The 24,004-nt window shown below is 36.0% G+C and carries 23 protein-coding genes and 1 rRNA gene; 11 read left to right on the plus strand and 13 right to left on the minus strand.

Going from position 1 to position 24,004, the window contains the following annotated elements; translation table 11 throughout:
* Nucleotides 1-60: 60 nt before the first annotated feature.
* The 3 genes from rrf (at nucleotide 61) to metK (ending at nucleotide 2,403) form a co-directional block, all read left to right on the plus strand.
* Nucleotides 61-176: ribosomal RNA gene (gene rrf / locus QV06_RS00005) — 5S ribosomal RNA — on the plus strand.
* Between the two features lie 371 nt (nucleotides 177-547).
* Nucleotides 548-1,003 (plus strand): helix-turn-helix domain-containing protein, encoded by a 456-nt coding sequence (locus QV06_RS00010; RefSeq protein WP_065236374.1) that lies wholly within the window; start codon nucleotides 548-550, stop codon nucleotides 1,001-1,003.
* Between the two features lie 251 nt (nucleotides 1,004-1,254).
* A complete protein-coding gene (gene metK, locus QV06_RS00015) occupies nucleotides 1,255-2,403 on the plus strand; it encodes a methionine adenosyltransferase (protein ID WP_065236375.1) in 1,149 nt (382 codons plus the stop codon).
* 75 nt (nucleotides 2,404-2,478) lie between these two features.
* Here the strand turns inward: metK and yhbY are convergent, their stop codons facing one another.
* Nucleotides 2,479-2,781, minus strand: coding sequence for a ribosome assembly RNA-binding protein YhbY (gene yhbY / locus QV06_RS00020; RefSeq protein ID WP_082984992.1), 303 nt, complete (start codon nucleotides 2,779-2,781; stop codon nucleotides 2,479-2,481).
* Between the two features lie 238 nt (nucleotides 2,782-3,019).
* On the opposite strand from yhbY, the gene rlmE reads away from it, so the two are divergent.
* Both rlmE and ftsH read left to right on the plus strand, forming a co-directional pair.
* On the plus strand, nucleotides 3,020-3,649 hold the full coding sequence (rlmE, locus tag QV06_RS00025) for a 23S rRNA (uridine(2552)-2'-O)-methyltransferase RlmE (protein WP_065236376.1): 630 nt from the start codon (nucleotides 3,020-3,022) through the stop codon (nucleotides 3,647-3,649).
* Nucleotides 3,650-3,715: 66 nt separating this feature from the next.
* Entirely contained in the window at nucleotides 3,716-5,626 is a 1,911-nt protein-coding gene (gene ftsH / locus QV06_RS00030) for an ATP-dependent zinc metalloprotease FtsH (RefSeq protein ID WP_065236439.1), read from the plus strand.
* 44 nt (nucleotides 5,627-5,670) lie between these two features.
* Here the strand turns inward: ftsH and QV06_RS00035 are convergent, their stop codons facing one another.
* On the minus strand, nucleotides 5,671-6,015 hold the full coding sequence (locus tag QV06_RS00035) for a helix-turn-helix domain-containing protein (RefSeq protein WP_065236377.1): 345 nt from the start codon (nucleotides 6,013-6,015) through the stop codon (nucleotides 5,671-5,673).
* 183 nt (nucleotides 6,016-6,198) lie between these two features.
* Here QV06_RS00035 and QV06_RS00040 point away from each other — a divergent pair, with 183 nt between their 5' ends.
* Nucleotides 6,199-6,594: a hypothetical protein gene (locus QV06_RS00040; RefSeq protein ID WP_245174209.1), complete on the plus strand. Its 396-nt coding sequence runs from the start codon at nucleotides 6,199-6,201 to the stop codon at nucleotides 6,592-6,594.
* A 45-nt stretch (nucleotides 6,595-6,639) separates the two neighbouring features.
* On the opposite strand, the gene QV06_RS00045 is transcribed toward QV06_RS00040, so the two are convergent.
* From QV06_RS00045 to tehB, 5 genes are all read right to left on the minus strand, one after another.
* On the minus strand, nucleotides 6,640-7,392 hold the full coding sequence (locus tag QV06_RS00045; RefSeq protein WP_209435857.1) for an SDR family oxidoreductase: 753 nt from the start codon (nucleotides 7,390-7,392) through the stop codon (nucleotides 6,640-6,642).
* A 16-nt stretch (nucleotides 7,393-7,408) separates the two neighbouring features.
* Complete coding sequence (gene mtgA / locus QV06_RS00050; RefSeq protein ID WP_065236380.1) at nucleotides 7,409-8,119, minus strand: monofunctional biosynthetic peptidoglycan transglycosylase; 711 nt, start codon at nucleotides 8,117-8,119, stop codon at nucleotides 7,409-7,411.
* A complete protein-coding gene (trpR, locus tag QV06_RS00055; RefSeq protein WP_065234864.1) occupies nucleotides 8,106-8,405 on the minus strand; it encodes a trp operon repressor in 300 nt (99 codons plus the stop codon). Before trpR ends, mtgA begins: the two co-directional genes overlap by 14 nt.
* 27 nt (nucleotides 8,406-8,432) lie before the next feature.
* Nucleotides 8,433-10,448, minus strand: a complete 2,016-nt coding sequence (locus tag QV06_RS00060) for a transglycosylase SLT domain-containing protein (protein ID WP_065236381.1) — start codon at nucleotides 10,446-10,448, stop codon at nucleotides 8,433-8,435.
* A 77-nt stretch (nucleotides 10,449-10,525) separates the two neighbouring features.
* Nucleotides 10,526-11,389 (minus strand): SAM-dependent methyltransferase TehB, encoded by an 864-nt coding sequence (gene tehB, locus QV06_RS00065; RefSeq protein ID WP_065236382.1) that lies wholly within the window; start codon nucleotides 11,387-11,389, stop codon nucleotides 10,526-10,528.
* 165 nt (nucleotides 11,390-11,554) lie between these two features.
* On the opposite strand from tehB, the gene QV06_RS00070 reads away from it, so the two are divergent.
* Together QV06_RS00070 and QV06_RS00075 are read left to right on the plus strand one after the other, a co-directional pair.
* Entirely contained in the window at nucleotides 11,555-12,850 is a 1,296-nt protein-coding gene (locus tag QV06_RS00070; protein ID WP_065236383.1) for a nucleobase:cation symporter-2 family protein, read from the plus strand.
* Between the two features lie 152 nt (nucleotides 12,851-13,002).
* Complete coding sequence (locus QV06_RS00075) at nucleotides 13,003-14,325, plus strand: MFS transporter (RefSeq protein WP_065236384.1); 1,323 nt, start codon at nucleotides 13,003-13,005, stop codon at nucleotides 14,323-14,325.
* Nucleotides 14,326-14,376: 51 nt separating this feature from the next.
* Here QV06_RS00075 and QV06_RS00080 read toward each other — a convergent pair whose 3' ends face one another.
* From QV06_RS00080 to ffh, 4 genes are all read right to left on the minus strand, one after another.
* Nucleotides 14,377-14,964 carry a hypothetical protein gene (locus QV06_RS00080; protein WP_065236385.1) on the minus strand — a complete coding sequence of 196 codons (588 nt, stop codon included), beginning with the start codon at nucleotides 14,962-14,964 and terminating at the stop codon, nucleotides 14,377-14,379.
* Between the two features lie 16 nt (nucleotides 14,965-14,980).
* The gene (locus QV06_RS00085) at nucleotides 14,981-15,808 is read right to left on the minus strand and encodes a cytolethal distending toxin subunit B family protein (protein WP_065236386.1); all 828 of its coding nucleotides are present in this window, start codon (nucleotides 15,806-15,808) and stop codon (nucleotides 14,981-14,983) included.
* A gap of 6 nt (nucleotides 15,809-15,814) precedes the next feature.
* Complete coding sequence (locus tag QV06_RS00090) at nucleotides 15,815-16,429, minus strand: hypothetical protein (protein WP_065236387.1); 615 nt, start codon at nucleotides 16,427-16,429, stop codon at nucleotides 15,815-15,817.
* A gap of 206 nt (nucleotides 16,430-16,635) precedes the next feature.
* Entirely contained in the window at nucleotides 16,636-18,012 is a 1,377-nt protein-coding gene (ffh, locus tag QV06_RS00095; protein WP_065236388.1) for a signal recognition particle protein, read from the minus strand.
* A gap of 198 nt (nucleotides 18,013-18,210) precedes the next feature.
* Here ffh and QV06_RS00100 point away from each other — a divergent pair, with 198 nt between their 5' ends.
* The gene (locus QV06_RS00100; RefSeq protein ID WP_065236440.1) at nucleotides 18,211-19,011 is read left to right on the plus strand and encodes a cytochrome C assembly family protein; all 801 of its coding nucleotides are present in this window, start codon (nucleotides 18,211-18,213) and stop codon (nucleotides 19,009-19,011) included.
* Between the two features lie 74 nt (nucleotides 19,012-19,085).
* Nucleotides 19,086-20,348, plus strand: a complete 1,263-nt coding sequence (locus QV06_RS00105) for an HlyC/CorC family transporter (RefSeq protein WP_065236389.1) — start codon at nucleotides 19,086-19,088, stop codon at nucleotides 20,346-20,348.
* A 60-nt stretch (nucleotides 20,349-20,408) separates the two neighbouring features.
* Here the strand turns inward: QV06_RS00105 and QV06_RS00110 are convergent, their stop codons facing one another.
* Both QV06_RS00110 and QV06_RS00115 read right to left on the minus strand, forming a co-directional pair.
* The gene (locus QV06_RS00110) at nucleotides 20,409-21,092 is read right to left on the minus strand and encodes a Sir2 family NAD-dependent protein deacetylase (RefSeq protein WP_065236390.1); all 684 of its coding nucleotides are present in this window, start codon (nucleotides 21,090-21,092) and stop codon (nucleotides 20,409-20,411) included.
* 11 nt (nucleotides 21,093-21,103) lie between these two features.
* A complete protein-coding gene (locus tag QV06_RS00115) occupies nucleotides 21,104-21,916 on the minus strand; it encodes a Cof-type HAD-IIB family hydrolase (protein WP_065235279.1) in 813 nt (270 codons plus the stop codon).
* Between the two features lie 108 nt (nucleotides 21,917-22,024).
* Here QV06_RS00115 and QV06_RS00120 point away from each other — a divergent pair, with 108 nt between their 5' ends.
* Nucleotides 22,025-23,974: a bifunctional 2',3'-cyclic-nucleotide 2'-phosphodiesterase/3'-nucleotidase gene (locus tag QV06_RS00120; RefSeq protein WP_065236391.1), complete on the plus strand. Its 1,950-nt coding sequence runs from the start codon at nucleotides 22,025-22,027 to the stop codon at nucleotides 23,972-23,974.
* Nucleotides 23,975-24,004 lie beyond the last annotated feature (30 nt).

The raw sequence follows: 24,004 nt of genomic DNA on the forward strand, positions 1-24,004 counted from the left end.
AGAAAAAGAAAAGAACAAAGAACAAGATAGAGCAAAAAAGCAAGGAATAAAAAGAATTATCCTGGCGGCGAGAGTGCAATAGATCCACCTGAATCCATGCCGAACTCAGAAGTGAAATGTTGTTACGCCGATGGTAGTGTGGGGATTTCCCATGTGAGAGTAGGTCACTGCCAGGTTTGAATAAGAAAGAAGGACGCTAACCAAGAGGTTAGCGTTTTTTTTTGCAGAAAATTTATTATCGGTGTTCATCATGCCACCTGAATGATATGTGAAGCTAGGTCTTTATCGAATAGTAGAAAAAAACATATGTTTCACGTGCAATTTGTCATTATCTTATTTTGCATTATTACTTCACCCCTTATCAGTTAAGTTATTTAGTTGTCCTTATTAACATTAATGTCAGTTTTTTGTCTGATAATTGTCATGGTTAAACCTTTTATAAAGTGAGAATATCGATAGTGCGTTAAATTTAATTTATGGTGTTCGCTTATTTTTAACGTTTTATTTATGATGTGATATGAATTTTATTAATAAGAGGTTTCTATGTATGAATTCTGTCAAGATTTTGCGAGAAAAAAATGGCTGGACTCAAGAGACATTAGCGGAACTAACAGGGTTATCTATACGTACAATCTATCGAGTGGAAAAGGGAGATTGTGTTGGTTTGGAAACTTGGGCAGCTTTAGCCGCAGTATTTCAGGTCAGTATTACGACTCTACAACAACCACCAGTGGAAGATGAGGTACACTCTATGATTACACCTGAAATAAAAACAGCATTAAAGAAAGTACGCCGAATAAGAGATTTTTATATTCAATTGAGTATTTATGTTGTTATAAACCTTTTGCTATTTCTAATTAATTTAATAGTAACACCAGATTATTGGTGGGTAATTTGGGTTATTGTTGGATGGGGAATAGGTATATTGATTAAAGCTTTTCGTATATGGGTAGTTCCTATGTGGTTTGATGATGAGTGGGAGAGGGAAAAAGTTGAACAATAGCTAAATAAAAAATTATAAACATTTTCTTAATTAGGATGATCGTTTTAGCGATCATCTAATTTTTTATAAGAATATGAAATCATTAGATAACCGATAATTAGCTAAAAAATACTTGTCAAATGTAAAATAAACAGTATTATAGCCGTCTAGAAGTAAAAACATCTATTTAATAACTTCTCTTTAATGTTTTCTACTTATTTAAGATAAAGATAAATTGAAATTTACTACTTAAATTTTAATAAGGAATTTTTATGTCAAAATATTTATTTACTTCAGAATCTGTTTCTGAAGGACATCCAGATAAAATTGCAGATCAGATTTCAGATGCAGTATTAGATGCTATTTTAGAACAAGATCCAAAAGCGCGTGTTGCTTGTGAAACTTATGTTAAAACTGGGATGGCTTTAATTGGTGGTGAAATTACTACATCTGCATGGGTTGATATTGAACACCTTGCTCGCCAAGTAATTTGTGATATTGGCTATACCTCGTCAGAAATGGGATTTGATGGACATTCCTGTGCAGTATTAAATGGTATTGGTAAACAATCTTCGGATATTAATCAAGGCGTTGATAGAGAAAATCCTTTAGATCAAGGTGCTGGTGACCAAGGTATCATGTTTGGGTATGCAACGAATGAAACAGAAGTATTAATGCCGGCACCAATTACTTATGCTCACCGTTTAATGGAAAAGCAAGCTGAAGTCCGTCGTAGTGGTGCTTTACCTTGGCTACGTCCTGATGCAAAAAGCCAAATTACTTTTATCTATGAAAATGGCAAGATCCAAGGTATTGATACAGTTGTCCTTTCAAGTCAGCATGCAGATAGTGTTAGTGATAAAGATTTACGCGAAGGTATTATGGAAGAAATTATTAAACCAGTATTACCTGAGCAATGGCTGTCAGCAAATACTAAATACTTTATCAATCCAACTGGTCGCTTTGTAATTGGTGGTCCGATGGGGGATTGTGGTTTAACAGGGCGTAAAATTATTGTTGATACTTATGGTGGTGCAGCTCGTCATGGCGGTGGAGCATTTTCGGGTAAAGATCCATCAAAAGTGGATCGTTCTGCGGCATATGCAGCTCGTTATGTTGCAAAAAATATCGTTGCAGCAGGTTTAGCTGATCGTTGTGAAATTCAATTATCCTATGCGATTGGTGTTGCAGAGCCAACTTCTATTATGATTGAAACTTTTGGTACAGGTAAAGTTGATAATGAAGTATTGGTTAATGCTGTACGTGAACATTTTGATTTACGTCCGTATGGTTTAATCAAAATGTTAGATCTTATTCAGCCAATTTATCGCCAGACTGCTGCATATGGTCACTTTGGACGTGAACAATTCCCTTGGGAACGCACGGATAAAGTCAATTTATTATGTAGTTATTTAAAATAAGCAATAAGTTTATTTAAAGTAAAAAGCTTCTTATTCCTGTAGGTTTAAGAAGCTTTCTTTTTTGGATATATAAAATTATTTTTTCGGTAGGATGATTGTGGGTTCATCACTTGGACGGTAAAGCACCAAAATATGGCCAATGCGTTGTACTGCGCAAGCCCCCGTTTCACGAACAATAGCTGCAGTGACGAGTTCTTTATCATCGCGTTCAACACCAGAAATTTTTACTTTAATTAGTTCATGGTGACTTAAGGCATTATCAATTTCAGCAATAACACCTTCAGTTAAACCATTTCCACCTAAAAGTACTACTGGGTTTAAGTGATGTGCTAATCCTTTTAAGTATTGTTTTTGTTTAGTTGAAAGAGTCAATGACATAAGGATCCTTTAAGTAATATCTAAAAACGTATTATTCTAAACATTTATCGAAAAAATAGAAAGAAAATCCCGTAAAATTACTGGATTGACATCTTATTAGACAAGAATTAGATATAATTGTATTACCTATTATTGTATTCGTTGAATTTACATCACTTTACCTTGAAATTTAGGTAACAATCATCATATAGTATCGGTATTTTTTGATATCAAAGTAAACATTTTAATTTTAGTAGTTATGGGTAAGAAAAAACGTTCTGCTAGCTCTACTCGTTGGCTCAACGAACATTTCAAAGATAAATTTGTTCAGCAAGCTCACAAACAAAAATTACGTTCAAGAGCTTATTTCAAATTAGATGAAATCCAAAAAACAGATAAGTTATTTAAACCAAATATGACAGTGGTTGATTTGGGAGCAGCACCTGGTGGTTGGTCACAATATGTTGTTACTCAAATTGGGCAGAAAGGGCGAGTCATTGCGTGTGATATTTTGGATATGGATCCAATTGTTGGTGTTGATTTTTTACAAGGTGATTTCCGTGAGGAAAAGGTGTTGAATGCACTACTTGAAAAAATTGGCGAGAGTAAAGTTGATGTTGTGATGTCTGATATGGCACCTAATTTTAGTGGTATGCCTTCGGTAGATATCCCTCGTGCAATGTATCTTGTTGAATTAGCTTTGGATATGTGTAAGCAAGTGCTTGCTACACGTGGAAGTTTTGTGGTGAAAGTGTTTCAAGGAGAAGGATTTGATGAATATCTACGAGAAATTCGCTCATTGTTTACCAATGTGAAAGTTCGAAAACCAGAGGCGTCTAGAGATCGTTCTCGGGAAGTATATATTGTTGCGACAGGTTATAAGCTTTAACCACTACTGCTAACTAGTTTTTTAACCAAACCAAAAGGACGAGGATTTACCTTGAAAAATAATAATATGCTTAAAAATATCATGCTTTGGAGTGTTGTAGCTGTTGTTCTGATGACAGTTTTCCAAGGCTTTTCTAGTAGTTCACGAGATTCGATGGACTATTCTACTTTTATTACTGATATTGGTAATAATCAAATATCTGAAACTGTCTTTGATGGTAATGAGATTACTGTAACCAAAAAAAATGGTGATAAATATCAAACAGTAATGCCACTATATGATGATAAGGTACTGGACGATTTATTAAAGAAAGATGTTAAAGTGTCTGGTACACCGCCTGAAAAACGTGGATTATTTGCACAAATTTTGATTTCGTGGTTCCCAATGTTACTGTTGATTGGGGTTTGGATCTTCTTTATGCGTCAGATGCAAGGCGGCGGTGGCGGCGGTGCCCTCAAATTTGGTAAAAGCCGTGCCAGAATGATGACCCAAGAACAAATTAAAACAACTTTTGCTGATGTGGCTGGATGTGATGAAGCAAAAGAAGAGGTTGGAGAGATTGTTGATTTCTTGAGAGATCCAAGTAAATTCCAAAAATTAGGTGGGAAAATTCCAAAAGGTATCTTAATGGTAGGGCCTCCAGGAACAGGGAAAACTTTATTAGCAAAAGCAATCGCTGGTGAGGCTAAAGTTCCTTTCTTTACCATTTCAGGTTCTGATTTCGTAGAAATGTTTGTTGGAGTTGGTGCTTCTCGTGTGCGCGATATGTTTGAGCAAGCAAAAAAAGCAGCACCTTGCTTAATCTTCATTGATGAAATTGATGCTGTTGGTCGCCAACGGGGTGCTGGTTTAGGTGGTGGTCATGATGAACGTGAACAAACTCTAAACCAAATGTTAGTTGAAATGGATGGTTTTGAAGGAAATGAAGGGGTAATTGTTATTGCTGCAACTAACCGTCCTGATGTATTAGACCCAGCATTAACTCGGCCAGGTCGTTTCGACCGCCAAGTCGTTGTAGGCTTGCCAGATGTACGTGGCCGTGAACAAATTTTAAAAGTGCATATGCGTAAAATCCCAATGGGTAACGATGTAGATCCAATGACGATTGCTCGTGGTACTCCAGGATATTCAGGTGCGGATCTTGCTAACTTAGTGAATGAAGCCGCATTATTCGCAGCACGCACAAATAAACGTTTGGTTACTATGATCGAATTTGAGAAAGCAAAAGATAAGATCAATATGGGGCCAGAACGTCGTACGATGATGATGACGGATAAACAAAAGGAATCAACTGCTTATCATGAAGCGGGCCATGCTATTGTTGGTTATTTAGTGCCAGAACATGATCCTGTACATAAAGTTACGATCATTCCACGTGGTCGTGCTTTAGGGGTGACTTTCTTCTTACCTGAAGGAGATCAAATTAGCATTAGTCAAAAACAATTAGAAAGTAAACTTTCTACTTTATATGCGGGTCGTATTGCAGAAGAATTGATTTATGGTGACGAGAATGTTTCAACTGGTGCATCTAATGATATTCAAGTGGCAACGAATATTGCTCGTAAGATGGTAACTGAGTGGGGATTTTCAAGTAAATTAGGGCCCATTTTATATGCAGAAAATGAAGGTGAAGTTTTCTTAGGCCGTTCAATGGCAAAAGCGAAACATATGTCTGATGAAACTGCGCATACAATTGATGAAGAAGTGCGTGATATTGTATCTCGTAATTATCAACGAGCAAGACAGCTATTAATTGATAATATGGATATTTTACATGCAATGAAAGATGCATTAGTGAAATATGAAACGATTGATGAACCTCAAATTAAGCAATTAATGGAACGTCAAGAAGTGACCCCACCAGCAGGATGGGTTGAAAAAACTAAACCTAACCAAAATTCAGAGAAAAAAGATAAAACAGATGAAGAAGTAAAAGAAACTTCAGAATCTAAAGATGATGATTCTCAAGAAGCATAGTTAGTGAAAGTATAAAATAGAAATGGGGCTTGGTAGCCCCATTTTTATTGTTGTTTCCATTGTAAAATATTTTCGATAATATCGAGCAGTTTATCCCTGTCTTCTTTGTTTAATTGAGCAAGCTTTTTAGCTAATCTATATTCTTGATCTTCTAATCGTTCACTATTTTCAACGAGTAAATCAGCTACGTTGCAACCAAAAATCTCAGCAAACTCAAATAGCCTGATGACATTTAGTACGATTGTCCCTCGTTCCATTCTAGAGATAGCATCATTACTTACCTCGATAATTTCAGCTAATTGAGATTGTGATAAATTTGCTGCTTTTCGATATTTAGCAATGGCTTTTCCAATAGATTTTGCAATATCTGAATTATTTTTCGAAACCATATGACCTCCGAAAATAACTATCAAACATTACTTTATGAAAAAGAAGAGAATAAAATTCTTTATTATGAGAGTTTTATGTCTAATATGAAAGAAAGTTTATTTTGATTGATAAGATCTCTTTTTGACAGGGGGTAATCATCAAACTAAACTTGATTTATCAGCATAAAAAAGAGATGGAGGATAATGATGTCATTTATTAGTAAAACGTTTGGTGGGTTGAATAAAAGCTATTATTTAAGGCATTTATTTTTTGGTTTTATTTTATATACTTTAATGTGTGGATTACTGCTACAAGCAAGTAAAGGGGCTATTGATAGTAAATTAATTACAGCAGTATTAATGCTGACCGTATTACTTCTGTTATATCCTTACTCTCGTTTTGTGTATGAGTCTATTGTGGATTTTATCTTGGGTGATCATATCTTTTTTGTGAATCCTATTTTATTATTGATGGTAAAGTTTATGACGATGGCGCTTTGCTTCGGATTTAGTTGGATTATTGCACCTATTGGATTGATTTATCTCTATTTTTATCATTCAAAACAAGAAAAGCTGATAAGAGAAGATACCAGAGAATAAAGAGAAAGTGGCAAAATTTAGTTTTTGCCACTTTTTTGATCATAATTAACTATTTTTAGCCACTTTTAAAGGTGAAAAACTTTGAGCAACAGGCATAATTTCAATTGAATTTATATTGACGTGAGCTGGCTGCTGATAAATCCATAGAATGGTATTGGCAATATCTTCAGGTTGGATATATTGAATACCCTCATAAACTTTAGCTGCTCGTTCATCATCACCTTTAAATCGGACATTTGAAAATTCTGTGCCACCACATAAGCCTGGTTCAACATTAGATACACGAATTGCGGTACCAGATAAATCAGCTCGAAGATTTAAACTGAATTGTTTCACAAAGGCTTTAGTTGCACCATACACATTACCACCTGGATAAGGGTAAGTCCCCGCGATAGAACCTAAATTAATGATTGTACCTTGGTTACGTTCAACCATCTGTGGTAACACTTGACGAGTTAAATAAATTAGGCCAAGAATATTAGTATCAATCATTGTTTTCCAGTCAGAAAAATGGGTTTGATGAGCTGGCTCAAGTCCTAAGGCTAAGCCTGCATTATTGACTAAAAGCTCAATATTTTTCCATTCATCTGGCAAAGAAGATAATCCAGCATCAATTGATTGTTGATCAGCAACATCCATGACTAATGGATAGAAATTATTTCCCAATTCTTGTTGTAGTTGTTGTAATTTTTCTAAACGACGCGCTGCACCAATTACTTTGTAACCTGCTTTAACAAAAGCACGACAGGTTGCAGCACCAAATCCCGCTGATGCACCAGTAATTAAAATACTCATCATTTTCCTCCTTTTAAGGTTAATTTAGTTGTTGTAAATAACTATTCCCAAGTTGTTGCATTTGTCGCAAAATCCAATTTTGTCGAGATTGAACATAGGCAGAAGGGCGGTTAGCTTTATATAAAATAGGATTAGGTAATACAGCTGCAAGTAGAGCTGCTTGATAACGCGTTAATTTAGCAGCACTTTTTTTGAAATAATATTGGCTAGCCGCTTCTACCCCAAAAATTCCTGGCCCAAATTCGACAATATTGAGATAGACTTCTAGAATACGCCTTTTCGACCAAAAAATCTCTAAACTTAATGTAATTGGCACTTCTAGACCTTTTCGTATCCAACTACGATCTGACCACAAAAAGAGATTTTTTGCTGTTTGTTGTGAAATGGTAGAAGCTCCACGAGTACGTTTAGAAGATTGGTTATGTTTTAAAGCTTTTTCAATTGCGTCAATATCGAATCCCCAATGTTCTGGAAAACGCTGATCTTCTGCTGCAATAACAGCAAGCTGCATCGCTGGCGAAATTTCATCAATACTTACCCAGTCATGCTGTGTGTGATAGTTGGAGTTAAACAGATTTTCCACTGTTTTTTGCAGCATATAAGTAGAATAAGGGATAGGAATAAAACGTAGTAAAACAATGCTACAAAAAAACACGCCGATAAGTATCAAACAATATTTGGCTAAACGTGAATAACAACGTTGTGAGCATAAATGTTTAATCTTTAACATTTAATTGTGTTTTTACCCATTGTAGAAAGTCGGAATCAATACTTTTAATTAAATTAGAACCACGTGTAATGGTTGCAACACTAGTATTAAGATTTTGTTGGATCTCCCGTTGTGAAAGTTTTTTTTCTAATAGTTGTTTGATAATTTGTAGGCGTAAACCAAGAGAATCGCGTTCATCTGGTGTAAGTAACATCATTAACATTTCTTGTTCTTTGCCTTCTGCAAACCCATTTTTTAAGAAATCCAGGACTTGCTGCCACTGTTCTAAATCTCGACTAATATACATAGTTTGCTCCTTTCACTTACTATTAAACTAGTATACTCGATCAGTTTCCGTTTTGCTGAATTTTTTTCTCGGTTGTTTAGTCAAAATTTGATAGTAATAATCGTAACTTACAACATTTTGCACATAATTTCTGGTTTCATAAAATGGAATTGAGGCGATAAACTCTACCATAGATAATTTACCATTATTGTCTGCTAACCATTGATCTACTCTATTTGCACCAGCGTTATATGCTGCAGCAATTAATAAACGATTATCACCATATTTTTCGGCTAATTGCTCTAAATGGGTTGTTCCCAAAAGAATATTGGTTAGTGGATCAGTAAGTTTTGTTGCTTGTTGAGGATGATATTGTGCTTGTTGTGCAGTTGCTTTTGCAGTACTTGGTAATAACTGCATTAATCCAATAGCATTAGCAGAAGAACGGACATTTTGACGCCAAGCACTTTCTTGGCGAGCGATAGCCATTGCAAAAGAAAGTGAAATGGTTTTATTGGCTGTATTAATCTCAAACCAAGGTTGATATGCTAAAGGCAAACGTAAACGAATGTATTCCCATGCTTTTGCTTGAATAGTTGCCGCCACAGATAAATCATACCAATTTTGCTGTGTGGCATATTCGCTTAATAATAATGCTTGTTCTTTTGTTACATTATTTAATAAGAAAGCCCATTCAGTATAGGCATCGTCAATATAACGAAAATAGCGCAGTTCTGTGATTCGTTGTAATGCACGCTGAATTTTAGGCTGTTGCCAAAGAGAATCAAAAGAGATTGGTTGTGTAATATCTTGCATTGGTGGTTGATAATCAATACCCAAGGTTTCTGCAGCAAGTAAACCATAGAAACCACGTTGTTGGCTTAATTGTTGCAAGACTGTTTTAGCTTGAGTTTGTTTACCTTGTTTTTGATCTTGCCATGCCTGCCAATAACGCCATTCATCTTTGTTTAGTGTGTCTTTGGAAAGTAATTTAAACCATTCAGTAAGCGGTTGTTGCTGGCGGATCGCAACACGTAAGCGGCGTTCGATTAATGCCTCATCTTTTAGAAGTGATAATTGTTGGTCACGCCAACGTAACCATTGTGGTTGTGTATTATCAAAAAAACGTTGTAAAAGAGAACGTTTTATTTGATTCATTTCAGTATCAGAAAATTGCCACTTTTGTTGCCACTGAGCAAGTTGTTGCTGTATAGCGGAAAAATCTAAATCTTGTTCGGCTATGGTACGAAAATAGCGGGGCAAGTTAGCTAATAAAATTTGTTTATTTTGTGGGGTCACAGACCAATTTTCTGTAATTTTGTTTAAATTTTGTGGTTGAGCTAACAAATTAAGCCAAGATTGTAGACGCTGTTTTGTTGCATCATCCTTACTCAAATTCTGCAAATAGCTTAATAAACTGCGGTTTTGTGCTGTGATCGCTAAATCAGCACGTTGTTGGATAAGTGTTTCATTGAGTTTTCCTGTTTGCTGCCAAGCTTCAAAAAGCGGTACACACTGTTTAGGTAAATTTTCTCCAGATAGCCATAGTTTCTCAGTGGCTTGCCAAACATTGGTAAGTTCTGTTGGATTTTTTGTTAAATTTTGTGCTGCAATCAGTTGCATACAGTGTTGAGCAGTACTTTGTGCAGGGAATAGTAGTTTCCCTGTATCGATCAAAGACCAATTCTGTTGCTGAAAAGCTTTTTGGTAGAACTGATCAATCAATGTGTTATTGAGTGGAAAATCTGGATAAGCCGCAAGAAATTGCTGTAATTGTGCTAATGGTATAAGTGATTGTTTGATAAGTACCCGATACCATGCATAAGGATAAAGAGGATAATCCTGCAAACTAGGTAGTAATTGTGCAGCTAAAGCCACACTATTATCACTGACGTTCCCACTAAGGAATTGCATAAATTCCTGATATTGTTGACGTTGTAAGCTATATTGATCTATTTTCTGAGCAGGTTGATTAGGGGTTTTAGGGGTTGATGTTTCTGTTGCAAAAGATTGTCCACCAACAACCAAACTTAATACTAACACTGATTTTTGCCAAGCGTTCATATTTGTCTCCATAAAATACTGCTTTTTTATACAGTCTAACACGCTTGGTTGTTGGTGAGAAATTATCGACTCAAATTTTAACGGATTTTCTTCGCTAACATAGTGACAAACTTCATTTTAATACGATTGCCGTGAATATCGGTTTTATGTAGTTCGCCCATTTCTTCTTGGTATTTAATCAATTCCCAGTCTTGATAATAATTACGTAATTCTTCCTCTTTAAAGGTAAAGGAGAATGGCATTGGACAAGGAACATCGGCAGTATCCATAGCTGCAACAATTAAGTTATAACCACCAATATTGGTATGTTGTTGCATATTGCGAATAATATTTGGTACTGCTTGTGCATTCAGGAACATAAATACAACGGTAGAAACAATAAAATCGTAATTTTCTTGGATATTCGCTGAGTTAATATCATAAATCGCTGTTTTTACAGGAAGCTGTTCTTTTTCAGCCATTTCATTTAGAAATTGGATACTGTTAGGATTATGATCCCAAGAAGTTACATCATAGCCTAACATACTGAGATATAAGCTATTACGTCCTTGTCCACAACCTAAATCCAATACTTTACATGGAGAAAGGATTTCACTTGCTGCTTTTACTTCTGAATGGGTTGTGGTGAGGTTATATTTTTTGCTGAAATAATCCGATTGACAACAGAGGAAAGATAACTGACATTCTAAATCATCTGAACAGGCTTCAACGCGGTGCCAAGCTTGTGGTTCAACTAAAGGAATTTCACTTTCTGGCGTGAAGATATGTTCTGAAATTACATCACCATCTTCAGTGAGTTGATAAAATTTTAATTTACCTTTTAGAACACGTAATTGTCCCCATGTACCTACCTTAGTATTGTGCTTTTCTTGAAACATAGCTGGTAAAGTTTTTGTATTCCAAACCGGCATAGTTTTATATGCAATTAATTTTTCTTGCATGGTCTTTCTCCCCTAAATGACTTGAAGATACTTATTATATACAGATTTAAAATGGCAGGCAGTAACTCCTTATTATTAAATTTACGCAAACGTTTGCTTATCTGATTATACAGGTCTATAATCGCTCACTTCTTTTTTTCTTATTTTCTAATTTCTAAGGAATTTATGAATAACAAGTTACTTTTTACTGTAGAAGATAAACCACCTTTTAGCCTTGGTTTATTATTAGCCGCACAACATCTTTTAGCTGCATTAGGTGGAATTATTGCAGTTCCTTTAGTTATTGGGAATGTTTTACATTTGCCAACGCCAGATACGATTGTTTTAGTGAATGCAGCATTATTAATTTCAGGGGTTGTTACGATTATTCAATGTCTTGGTATTGGACCTATTGGAATTCGTTTACCAAGTGTAATGGGAACGAGTTTTACCTTTGTTGCAGCAGCGTTGGCTATTGGGTTTAGCCAAGATGGTGTGGCAGGAATTTTAGGCGCTTCATTAGTAGGATCTTTAGTGATGATTGTGGGCAGCTTTTTTATGCCATCTATTCGTAAATTATTTCCACCTATTGTGACGGGTACAGTTGTTACAATGATTGGTTTGAGCTTAATTCCAGTGGCTGTGGATTGGTTTGCTGGTGGGCAGCGTGGTGAACCGCAGTATGCAACACCAGAAAATCTCACAATGGCACTATTTGTATTAGCTTTAGTTGTTATCCTAGTGCAATGGGGAAAAGGGATTTTTTCTGCGGCGGCAATAGTAATTGGTATGTTAGCGGGTTACTGTGTGGCACTTGCTTTAGGTTGGGTTAGTTTTGAAGGGGTGAAACAAGCTCAAGTATTTGCTTTACCACAACCATTACATTTCGGATTAGCTTTCCCAATTTCAGGCATTATTGGCATGAGTATCGCTTATTTAGTGACTATTGTTGAATCAAGCGGTAACTTTTTGGCATTAGGTAATGCAACTAAAACAGAAATTACGGGTGATCATTTACGTCGCGGAGTACTTTGTGATGGGGTGGGATCGGCATTAGCAGCGATTATGTCCACAACGCCATTTTCTTCTTTTTCACAAAATATTGGTGTGATTTCTTTAACAGGTGTTGCAAGTCGTTATGTGGTCGCTATGACAGGTGGATTATTAGTACTCGCTGGATTGTTCCCAGTATTTGGTGCATTGATCGTATCTATTCCGTTACCAGTATTGGGTGGTGCTGGATTGATGATGTTTGCAATGATTATTGCAGCAGGTATTCAGATGTTAGATAAAGTGGAACGTACTAAACGTAATGGGTTAATTATTGCGATTTCAATTGGCTGTGGTTTAGCGGTAACAACGCGTCCAGAAATTCTTGATAAATTACCGAGCTTCTTTAAAGAAATTTTTGGTTCAGGGATTACGGTAGGTTCGTTACTTGCTTTAATTTTGAATTTAGTATTACCGCAAGAGAAAGAGTAGATAGGTTTAAAGATGGAAAGTAGCTTACTTGAGCGACTTTTTTATTTACCAAATAATAAATAAGCATAATTTTTATAAAAATAAGTAGTTATTATTGATTAGTTTGCGCTCTAATCAAGAAAGATAATGTAAACACAACTAAGGGGGTAACCATGGGCGTAAAAGAGTGGTTTTTTAACCAACCTGATAAACCTATCGTCATGAGTAAACCTGAAATTGATCGGACTTACCGTAAATTTCGGATTGAGATCGTGACAGCGGTATTTCTATCTTATGCTGTCTTCTATTTAACACGTAAAAACTTCTCCGCGGCGGCACCAATGGTGTTAGAACAAACTGCTCTCACTGCAGAGCATTTTGCTGTGATGTCGTCTATTTTCTATATCTTATATGGATCGATGAAGTTTGTTGGTGGAATGGTTGTGGATAAGATCAATCCACGAGCAATGACAGGTCCTGCGTTAATTGGTGTAGGGATTGTCAATATTCTATTTGGTTTTTCGGATAGTATTACTGCTTTTTATATTTTGTATGCATTAAATGCAATCTTACAAGGAACCAGCTTCCCACCAATGGCGAAAATTATGGCGTCTTGGTTCTCTAAAAATGAACGTGGGCGTTGGTGGGCGATTGTTGAAGCAGCGCATAATATTGGTGGTAGTTTAGCTCCATTATTAACAAGCTTTGCAATTGCTTGGAGTGGTAGTTGGAAAATGGGATTCTATGTTCCAGGCGCAATTTCACTGATTATGGGGATTCTTGCATTAATTATGATTAAGGATCGTCCTGGATCAGAGGGATTACCTTCTGTTGGTGAGTGGCGTAATGACCCAACCGAATTAGCACAAATTAAAGCAAGCCCATCTAATCTTGGTTTTTGGGAAATTTTCTTTAAGTATATTCTTAAAAATCCATTAGTGTGGGTCATCATTGTTGGTGATCTTTGTGTCTATATTGCACGTACTATCTTAAATGACTGGCCACAAATCTATTATGTACAAGCGCATGGTTGGGATTTAGTTAAAGCTAACTCAATTATTACTTGGTTTGAGGCTGGTGGATTAGCAGGGGGGCTAATAGCAGGTTATTTATCGGATTTCTTATTTAGAAGTAACCGCTGGATGACGGGATTAATGTTTGCATTAATGTTATGTGTGTCAATTGTATTAGTGCCAATTGTACAAGATAGTTCTTATGTATTAACTGCCTGCCTATTTACAATTATGGGTTTTGCCCTTTACGGACCACATATGTTGTTTGCTGTGGGATGTTTAGATGTAACGCATAAAGATGCAGCAGGTTCTATTACTGGATTTAGAGGATTATTCAGTTATGTCGGCGCTGCATTGGCAGGTGTACCAGTAGTTATGATTAAAAATGTTTGGGCGTGGGATGGTGTATATATGTACGCATTAATCTCAATTTTAATCACTACTCTTTCATTAGTGATTCTTTCTAAATTTCACCGATTATAGAATAATATTTGGCAACAATATATAGATCATATCTGTTGCCAATATTAATGATTATTCTGTTGGTAATTCAGGAGAAAGAGAGGCATTGATTGCTGCTGGAGAAAAAAGCCAAAGCAATTTCACAGAAGCTTTTTGTGTTTCACTTTCTTGGCAATTTGCGAGACGGAAATCACTATAGCTATTTCCCGCACTTAAACATAAGTTATTTCGTAATGATTTAATTTGTACACCTCCCATTTTTGTTGGGATTATTCTCCATAATGAACCGCTATCAAATGTATCACAGTTAGCGGTAATTAAACGATTTTGTATTGTATATAAGCAACGTTGTAAATCGGGAGCACGAAATTGAGTTAAGCCTGATTGATTACTAAATAATGTTTGTTGGGGTAATGCCTCGCTAATGATCCAAGCTAAATTACGTTCGTCTTCATATTGCCCGTTAGTAAGAGGTGAACCTGTAGCTAGACTACGTAATGTAATCAATGGATTCACTTGGGTAGTATCATCAATAATGCTAGGTTCTGGTGCTAAAGCAGGATCACTTTCATCCGCTAGTGCAGTAAGATTAGTGCTTGTTATTGCTAATATGCTCAAAAAAGTGAATAAATAATATTTTGCTTTAAAAAATGTTTTCATAATATGTCCTTTTTCATTAACGAGGCACAAAGAAGCCAACTGGGCGGTGGTCAGAAAGTAATTGGCTACGAATTTGTCCAAAAAGTATAGATGCGATTAATGCAGTGCCGCTAAAAGAAAGTGAGTTACCAACAATACCATAATCAAGTGTCCCTCCACTTTGTTGAGTAGGTGTTGTTGGTGCAATAATATTTATATGGCGAGCAACACCAGGTTCAGATGTATCTAATGCTCTTTGTAAGTTTGAAGGAACACGATTGAAATCCCCAACAATCATCCAGTTCACCCCTCTTTGTGTTGGGTGATTATTAAAGTAATCAAATACAGCACGCACAATTGCAGGAGAATCAATACCTCTATTTGCCAAAGCATGAGCAGAGAAAAATGCATCATTCCCTATACGAATACCAATAATTGGTCGTGATACTACTGTAGGTGGGGGAATAATAATAACTTCATCTGCACGGCGGCGACTGACTAGTGCTAAATTGACACGATTAGCGCCTACATCAACACGTGAATAGTAAATAAAAACGGTATCAGGTCTAGAGGCTGTACCTAAGTTCCAAGTGTATTCATGAATTGGAATACCAATAGTAGCAGGTTGAACTACCCGCTCAGTAATCATTGCTGTGCTAGGCAATACACCTGCCTCTTGAATTGCTAAAATATCGGCAGCTCCAGGACCTGTAATAAGCTGGCGGACACTGACATTCCATTTATTTTCATTTGCAGCAGAAGAGCCTTGTAAATTCCATGTTGCAACTTTGAAATCTTCAAGATTTGCAAAGACTTGGGTTGTAGCTAAGAGTGTGTAACACACAAAAAATAACTTTTTCCACATAACATATTATCCTTTAGTTAGTATTGGGAATGAGTCTTCAATAGGTGGCGTAATAAACCACTGTTGATCCAAAGTGTTTTGTCCAACTTTAACGCAATTTGCAAAAGTCAAAGGCATATAAGTTGTTGAGCGAAATATAGGCGTTCTCAGACAAAGCTGGTTAAATGCGTTTTTAATCGCAACAGCACCATTAGTTAAAGAGAGAAAATCAAATTGCTGATCAAGATTATTTGGATTACAGCCAATATGGACGATTCCATTGCCATGAGCTGCAATACAAGTACCAATTTCAGCATTACGGAATGATACAGAACCATTTGGGTTTTTTAAAATATACCAATGGCGTAGATTTCCAAAACTCTTACTATCAAAAGGTGAATAGCCCCATAACCAATTATTAGGTGATACAGCCCAAATAGTAATTAAGCCAGAGGAATAATTCATAATTCCTACTTTTGGTTCATTAATTGTTCGACTTAAAACACCAGCATTAGAAGCGGGTAATTTGCCTACAATTTTTCCAATATCACCTTTTGGAGGAATTGGAGTATTACCTAATTTATTTGAATTGGAACATGCCGTAATACTTAAAATAATGATTGAAAATAGAAGTTTTTTCATTTTTATTACCTTATTATTTGTAACTTATAGTTACAAATAATAAGGTGATCTATTTTATTTTTCAATATATTATTAAGATAGATAAAAATTATAAAAGAAGTATATTTGATAAAGTACATATTCTTAACTGAAGAATAGAGGAAATATATGGCATAAATGTATTAATTTATGCCATTTGTATAGAGAAAATTGTTAACAAGTAATTATTAGCGTTTAAACATACCACCCATACCGCCTAATCCACCCATTAAGCCTTTCATACCACGCATCATTTTGGCCATACCGCCTTTACGCATTTTTTTCATCATACGTTGCATTTCTTCAAATTGTTTCAACATACGATTAAGATCTTGGACTTGCGTTCCAGAACCAGCTGCAATCCGGCGTTTCCGAGAACCTTTAATAATGGCAGGGTTTTGGCGTTCCTTAAATGTCATTGAATTGATCATGGCTTCCATACGATGGAACATCTTATCATCAACTTGATTTTTAACATGATCAGGTAAATTTTGCATACCTGGTAATTTATCAAGCATTGACATCATACCGCCCATTTTTTTCATTTCTAGTAATTGTTCACGGAAATCTTCCAACGTGAATTCATCACCTTTTTTAAATTTTTGAGCCATTCGTTCTGCTTTTTCTTGATCAACATTACGTTGTAAGTCTTCGATCAAGGAAAGCACATCACCCATACCAAGGATCCGAGAAGCAATACGGTCTGGATAGAATGGTTCTAACGCATCCGTTTTTTCTCCCATCCCTAAGAATTTAATTGGTTTACCGGTAATTTGACGAATAGAAAGAGCTGCACCACCACGTGCATCACCATCTACTTTGGTTAAAATCACCCCAGTTAGCGGTAAGGCTTCATTAAAGGCTTTTGCTGTATTGGCTGCATCTTGCCCGGTCATTGCATCCACAGTAAATAATGTTTCAACCGGATTTAATACTTGATGAATTTGCTTAATTTCATTCATCATTTCTTCATCAACGTGTAAACGACCTGCGGTATCGACAATCAATACATCAAAAAATTTTAATTTTGCTTCTGCCAAGGCAGCTTTAGCGATTTCAACTGGATTTTGTGAGGCATCTGATGGAAAGAAAGTTGCATTAACAGTCTGTGCAAGTGTTTCTAATTGTTTAATTGCCGCAGGACGATAAACGTCGGCAGAAACGACCATAACTTTCTTTTTATGACGTTGCTGTAAGAATTTTGCGAGTTTACCTACACTTGTTGTTTTACCAGCCCCTTGTAAACCTGCCATTAAAATTACTGCGGGAGGTTGTGTAGCAAGGTTTAGCGTTTCATTTGCCTCACCCATAGCTTTTTCTAATTCGGCTTGAACATTCTTGATGAATTCTTGGCCTGGAGTAAGACTTTTATTAACTTCAACGCCTAATGCACGTTCTTTGACTTGATTAATAAATTCACGCACGACCGGTAAAGCAACATCAGCTTCTAATAACGCCATGCGAACTTCGCGTAAGGTATCTTTGATATTATCTTCGGTTAAACGTCCTTTACCACTAATATTACGTAGTGTACGAGAAAGGCGATCGGATAAATTTTCAAACATAGAAATTCCTGATTTTATGTGATTTGCCATAGCGTTAAGAAGAAATCAATAACACTAGGTAAAAGATGAACAAAAAACAGTTGGCATTATACCGAAAATTTGTTTGTTTTCATCATTCACACATAATCCTATGGAAAATTTAGGTAAAAACTGCTAACTTTTTAAGGCTTATAGTTTTTTAAGAGAGCAAGAATTATGTTGTGGATTGGCGTATTGACGATTGTTGCATATTTAAGCAGTATTTTATTAATTACCCCAGTATTAATGAAAGTTCAGCAAGGGGAAACAACAAACATTACGCAATCGGGGAAACAGTGGATTTTCCATAGTGCAATAGTAGCGATTGTTTTACATATTATTGGTTTAGCGAATAGTTTTTTTGTATTAGGCGGGCAAAATTTTACCCTGTTTAATGTTGCTTCTTTAATTGCTGTTTTAGTTAGTATCTTTGTCACTATTGCTATTTTACGTACCAATACACTTTGGTTTCTGTTACCGATTGTGTATTGTTTTGCCATTATTAATGTGATCGGTACAACATTTTTCCCAGGTAATTTTATTAAACATTTAACTGAAAATGGCGGACTACTTTTTCATATCACATTAGCTCTGTTTAGTTATGCAGTGTTTTTCATTTGTGCGCTGTATGCATTGCAATTAGGTTGGTTAGACCGTAATTTAAAACAGAAAAAAATGACTTTTTCGCCGATGATTCCACCATTAATGAAGGTAGAAAAACAACTGTTTCAGTTATTAATTTTAGGCGAAGTATTACTCAGTATTACCTTGATTAGTGGTAGTATTTATTTGCCGAATTTCTTTTCAGCAGATCAAATTCAAAAAGCCATTTTCTCTTTTATTGCGTGGATTGTTTTTGGCATTCTGTTATTGGGACACTATAAACTGTATTGGCGTGGAAAAAGAGTGATAATTTACACAATTTCAGGTATGATTTTGCTCACTTTCGCCTATTTCGGTAGTCGCTTGGTGATTGCCTAGGAAAAGTTGGTGGTGCGGTAATATGATCAGGAGAGTTATCGTACTAAATGATTAATTTAATATAGGATTTTATTTTGGACAGTATCCCCATAAGTACACTATTTATTTTACTAATTTTGTTACTTATTCTTTCTGCATATTTCTCAAGTTCTGAAACTGGATTACTCTCATTGAATCGCTATCGTGTACGATATTTAGCGGAGAAGGGAAATCGAGGTGCACAAAAAGCTGAAAAACTATTGAAAAAAACAGATATTTTACTCAGCTTTATTCTTATCTTTAATAACCTTGTTAATATTATGGCTTCTGCGATTGCCACCATGATTGGATTGCGCATGGGTGGAGATGCAGGTGTTGCTGTTGCAACGGGAGTACTTACTTTTGTAATGTTGGTATTCTCTGAGATTTTTCCAAAAACTGCAGCAGCAGTTTATCCAGAGAAAGTAAGCTTTTTTAGTAGCCATATTTTAACTGTTCTAATTAAAATCTTTATTCCTTTGGTCTATTTTGTCAATTTTTTCACCAACGGTTTAATGCGTTTAATGGGATTAAAACCAGATATCAAATCACATTCCATTAGTGCGGAAGAGTTACGTACGATAGTGAATGAATCAGGAAAGTTTATTCCATATGCTCACCAACAAATGCTGTTATCTATTTTGGATATGGAAAAAGTGACGGTGGAAGATATTATGGTGCCACGTAATGAAATTAGTGGGATTGATATTGAGGATGATTGGAAGTCAATTATGCGTCAATTAAACCATGCGGCGCATAGCCGAGTGGTGCTATATAAAGAAAATATGGATGAAAATGCACTAGGTATTTTACGAGTGCGCGAAGCTTATCGGTTAATGTTAAATACCAATGAATTTACTAAAGAAACATTAATGCGAGCAGCTGATGAAATTTACTTTATTCCTGAAGGAACAACGTTAAATGCTCAGCTTCTTAATTTCCGTAATAATAAAGAACGTATTGGCTTAGTGGTTGATGAATACGGCGATATTAAAGGCTTAGTGACTTTAGAGGATATACTTGAAGAGATTGTCGGTGAATTTACCACATCTAACTTGCCATCTATTGCAGATGAAGTACAGCAACAATCTGATGGTACGGTGATTATTGATGGCTCGGCAAATATTCGTGATCTGAACAAGATGTTTAATTGGCATTTAGATACTGATGAAGCCAGAACGTTTAATGGTTTTATTCTTGAACATTTAGAAGATATTCCACAAGAGGGTACAGAGTGGAAAATCGGTAATCTGAAAGTCAAAATATTAGAAGTGAGCGACAATATGATTAAACAAGCAAAAGTAAAGCGCTTGAGTTAATTATTTTTCTAAAAATAGGCAAAGATTGCGTTGAATGTAAACAGCGCAATCTTTTTCTTTTTATTTCAGTAGTTGTTTTACCACCTCAACAACCCCTTCGGTTGCTTTTTTAGCGATAACTGTAACATGGTGTTGTATAAAGCCAGTATTTGGATTGGGATTGATTAGATAGATTTTTGCATTAGCTTTTGCTTGATGAACAAGGCCGTTAGCTGGGTAAACTTGTAATGATGTACCAATCACTAATACCACATCTGCAATAGAAACTAAATCAATTGCTTGATCTAACATTGGGACATTCTCACCAAAAAAGACAATATGAGGCCGCATTGGATGGCCTTGTGGATCTCTATCAGTAATAAGTTGGTCTTGATAACAAGGAACAATATAGTCCGGATCAAAGCTACTTCTGGCTTTATTTAATTCACCATGCAAATGCAAAACAAATTGGCTACTAGCACGTTCGTGCAAATCATCAACATTTTGTGTAATGACTTTTACGTCATAAGCTTGTTCCAATTCTACTAGGGCAAGGTGAGCTGCATTAGGTTTTGCTGCTGCGGCATTACATCTTCTCATATTATAAAAATCGAGAACTTTTTGTGGATTACGGCGTAAAGCTTCTGGTGTACAGACCTCTTCGATTTTGTGACCAGCCCATAAGCCATCTTCAGCGCGGAAAGTAGGTAATCCACTTTCAGCACTAATACCTGCGCCAGTCAATACCACACAAATGGGTTTCATTTTGTGTTCTCTTAACGATTTAAAATAAATTTTTCAATAACTTCAGCAACACCTGATTGTTTATGATCTGCGGTAATGTAATTGGCAATCGCTTTGATCTCATCAGTTGCATTCCCCATGGCAACCCCTAAACCAGCATATTCGATCATATGTAAGTCGTTACCTGCATCACCAATACAAATAACTTCTTCTGCTTGAATATTGAGGTGTTGAGCTAATTTTTCGATGCCGCTTCCTTTGTTTGCTGCTGGTGGCAGAAATTCGAGGAAGAAGGGAGTACTACGTACAATAGTATATTGATTTGCAATGTGATCTGGGAGTTGTGCCAGAGCTTGATCTAATTTTTCAGGTTGATCCACCCACATAGTCTTAATGACAGGTTCATCATCAGCGAGAATAGAAAAATCAATAATATTAAGTGGGATACGGTTAATATCAGCATCATGTTGGCTATAAGAATTAGGGTGTGGCGCAATTAAGCCTCGTGATTCAGAAAATGCATGACTAAATACACCAAATTTTTCTGCATATTCTACTAACGTTTTACAGTCTTTCCCGGTCATTTCTTGACGAGTAATAATTTTACCATCACTACGTTGTACTAATGCCCCATTAAAACAGAGTACATAGTCATCTTCTCCGAGTAGGTCAAGTTGCTGTAAATAAGGGCGCAAACCTTCTAAAGGACGCCCAGAAGCGAGTACAATTTTTACACCAGCTTGTTTTGCAGCGTGGATAGCTTGTTGATTGCGCTCACTAATATTTTTCTGCTTATCCAATAGAGTACCGTCCATGTCGGTAGCAAGTAATTTGTATTTCAACATAATGTATCCTTTATGATTTATTTTAGTAATTTAATTTTATTTATTCTGAAATGGCTTTGGAATAAAATCAACACACTTTTTTTATATTAATTCTTGAAGGATAAAACAATGCGACTTTCGTTAAAACCAGTGTGGGTGGCCTTATTTGGCAGTGCATTCATCAGCACGCTTAACGCAGCAGAGTTGAATTTACGCGTAATTGAAACAACCGATTTACACGCAAATATGATGGATTATGACTATTACAAGGATGCACCTTCGAGCGCAATTGGCTTAGTTCGGGCGGCTGATTTAGTGATGAAAGCACGGGAACAAGCACAAAATAGTGTGTTAGTTGATAATGGAGACTTAATTCAGGGCAGCCCAATGGGGGATTATGCTGCAGCTAAGGGGGTAAAAAAAGGTGAAGTTCATCCAGTAATGAAAGCGATGAATTTGCTTAAATATGATGTGGGTAATATTGGCAATCATGAGTTTAATTATGGTTTGGAATTTCTGAAGAAATCGTTAGCAGGCGCAAAATATCCTTATGTGAATGCGAATGTATTTCATGCTAAGACAGGTAAACCATATTTTAAACCGTATTTAATCAAAGAGTATCATTTCACTGATACAGATGGTAAAAAGCAGCAAGTTAAGATTGGTTATATTGGTTTTGTTCCACCACAAATTATGACGTGGGATAAGAAAAATCTAGAAGGAAAAGTGATTGCCAAAGATATTACAGAAACTGCAAAAAAATTAGTTCCAGAAATGAAAGAAAAAGGTGCTGATATTATTATTGCTGTAGCTCACTCAGGGGTTTCTAGCGAACCTTATGAAGCTTTAGCTGAAAATTCTGTTTATTATCTTTCTAAAGTCAAAGGTATTGATGCTATTGCATTTGGCCATGCTCATGCTGTTTTCCCAAGTAAAGATTTTGCCAATATTCCAGGTGCGGATATAGTCACTGGTACATTAAATGGTATTCCGGCTGTAATGCCAGGACGTTGGGGAAGCCATATTGGTGTCATAGATTTAGTGTTAAATAATAATGGTGGTAAATGGCAGGTTCAGCACGCTAAAGCAGAAGCAAGACCGATTTTTGATGCAAAAAATAAGAAAGCGTTAGCAGATGAATATAAACCAATAGTTGATGTATTGGCTGATGATCACAAACATACTCGTGATTATGTTAATCAACCTATTGGTAAAGCTGATGGCAAAATGTATAGCTATTTGGCTTTAGTTCAAGATGATCCAACTATTCAAATTGTTAATCAGGCACAACAAGATTATGTCCAACGTTTTGTGCAAGGTGATCCAGAATTAGCTAAACTACCTGTTTTATCAGCAGCAGCGCCATTTAAAGTAGGCGGACGCAAGGATGAGCCAAATGGCTATACAGAAGTAGAAGCTGGACAATTAACATTTCGTAATGCAGCGGATCTTTATTTGTATCCAAATACCTTAGTGGCATTAAAAGTAACAGGTGAACAAATTCAAGAGTGGTTAGAATGTTCAGCAGGGCAATTTAATCAAATTGATCCGAATAAAGCAGAACGACAAGCCTTGTTAAATTGGGATGGGTTCCGTACTTATAACTTTGATGTTATTGATGGGGTGAATTATCAAATTGATGTAACTCAACCAGCTCGTTATGATGGTGATTGTAAATTAATTAATAAAGATGCTCATCGTGTTGTTGGGTTAACCTTTAATGGTAAGCTAATCGATCCTCAGCAAAAATTCTTAATTGCAACCAATAATTACCGAGCATTTGGTAATAAATTCCCAGGTACTGATGGTAGTCAAGTAGCCTTTGTTTCTCCAGACGAAAATAGAACTATTTTGGCGGATTATATTCGTTGCGTTAGTAAGACTGAAGGAGAAGTGAAATCTCATGCAGATAATAATTGGCGCTTAAAAGCAATTCCAAATAATAAAGCGGAAGTTGTATTCGAAACTGCTCCATCAGAGAAAGCTGCTCAATTTATTCAGCAAAATGCACAGTATCCAATGAAAAATGTGGGACAAGATGAAAAAGGATTTACTGTATATAGTATTGATTTGAAATAAAAAATTAAATTATCGCTAAAGTGGAATCGG

It is taken from the genome of Gallibacterium genomosp. 3, from assembly GCF_001678475.1.
Lineage (GTDB): Bacteria > Pseudomonadota > Gammaproteobacteria > Enterobacterales > Pasteurellaceae > Gallibacterium > Gallibacterium faecale.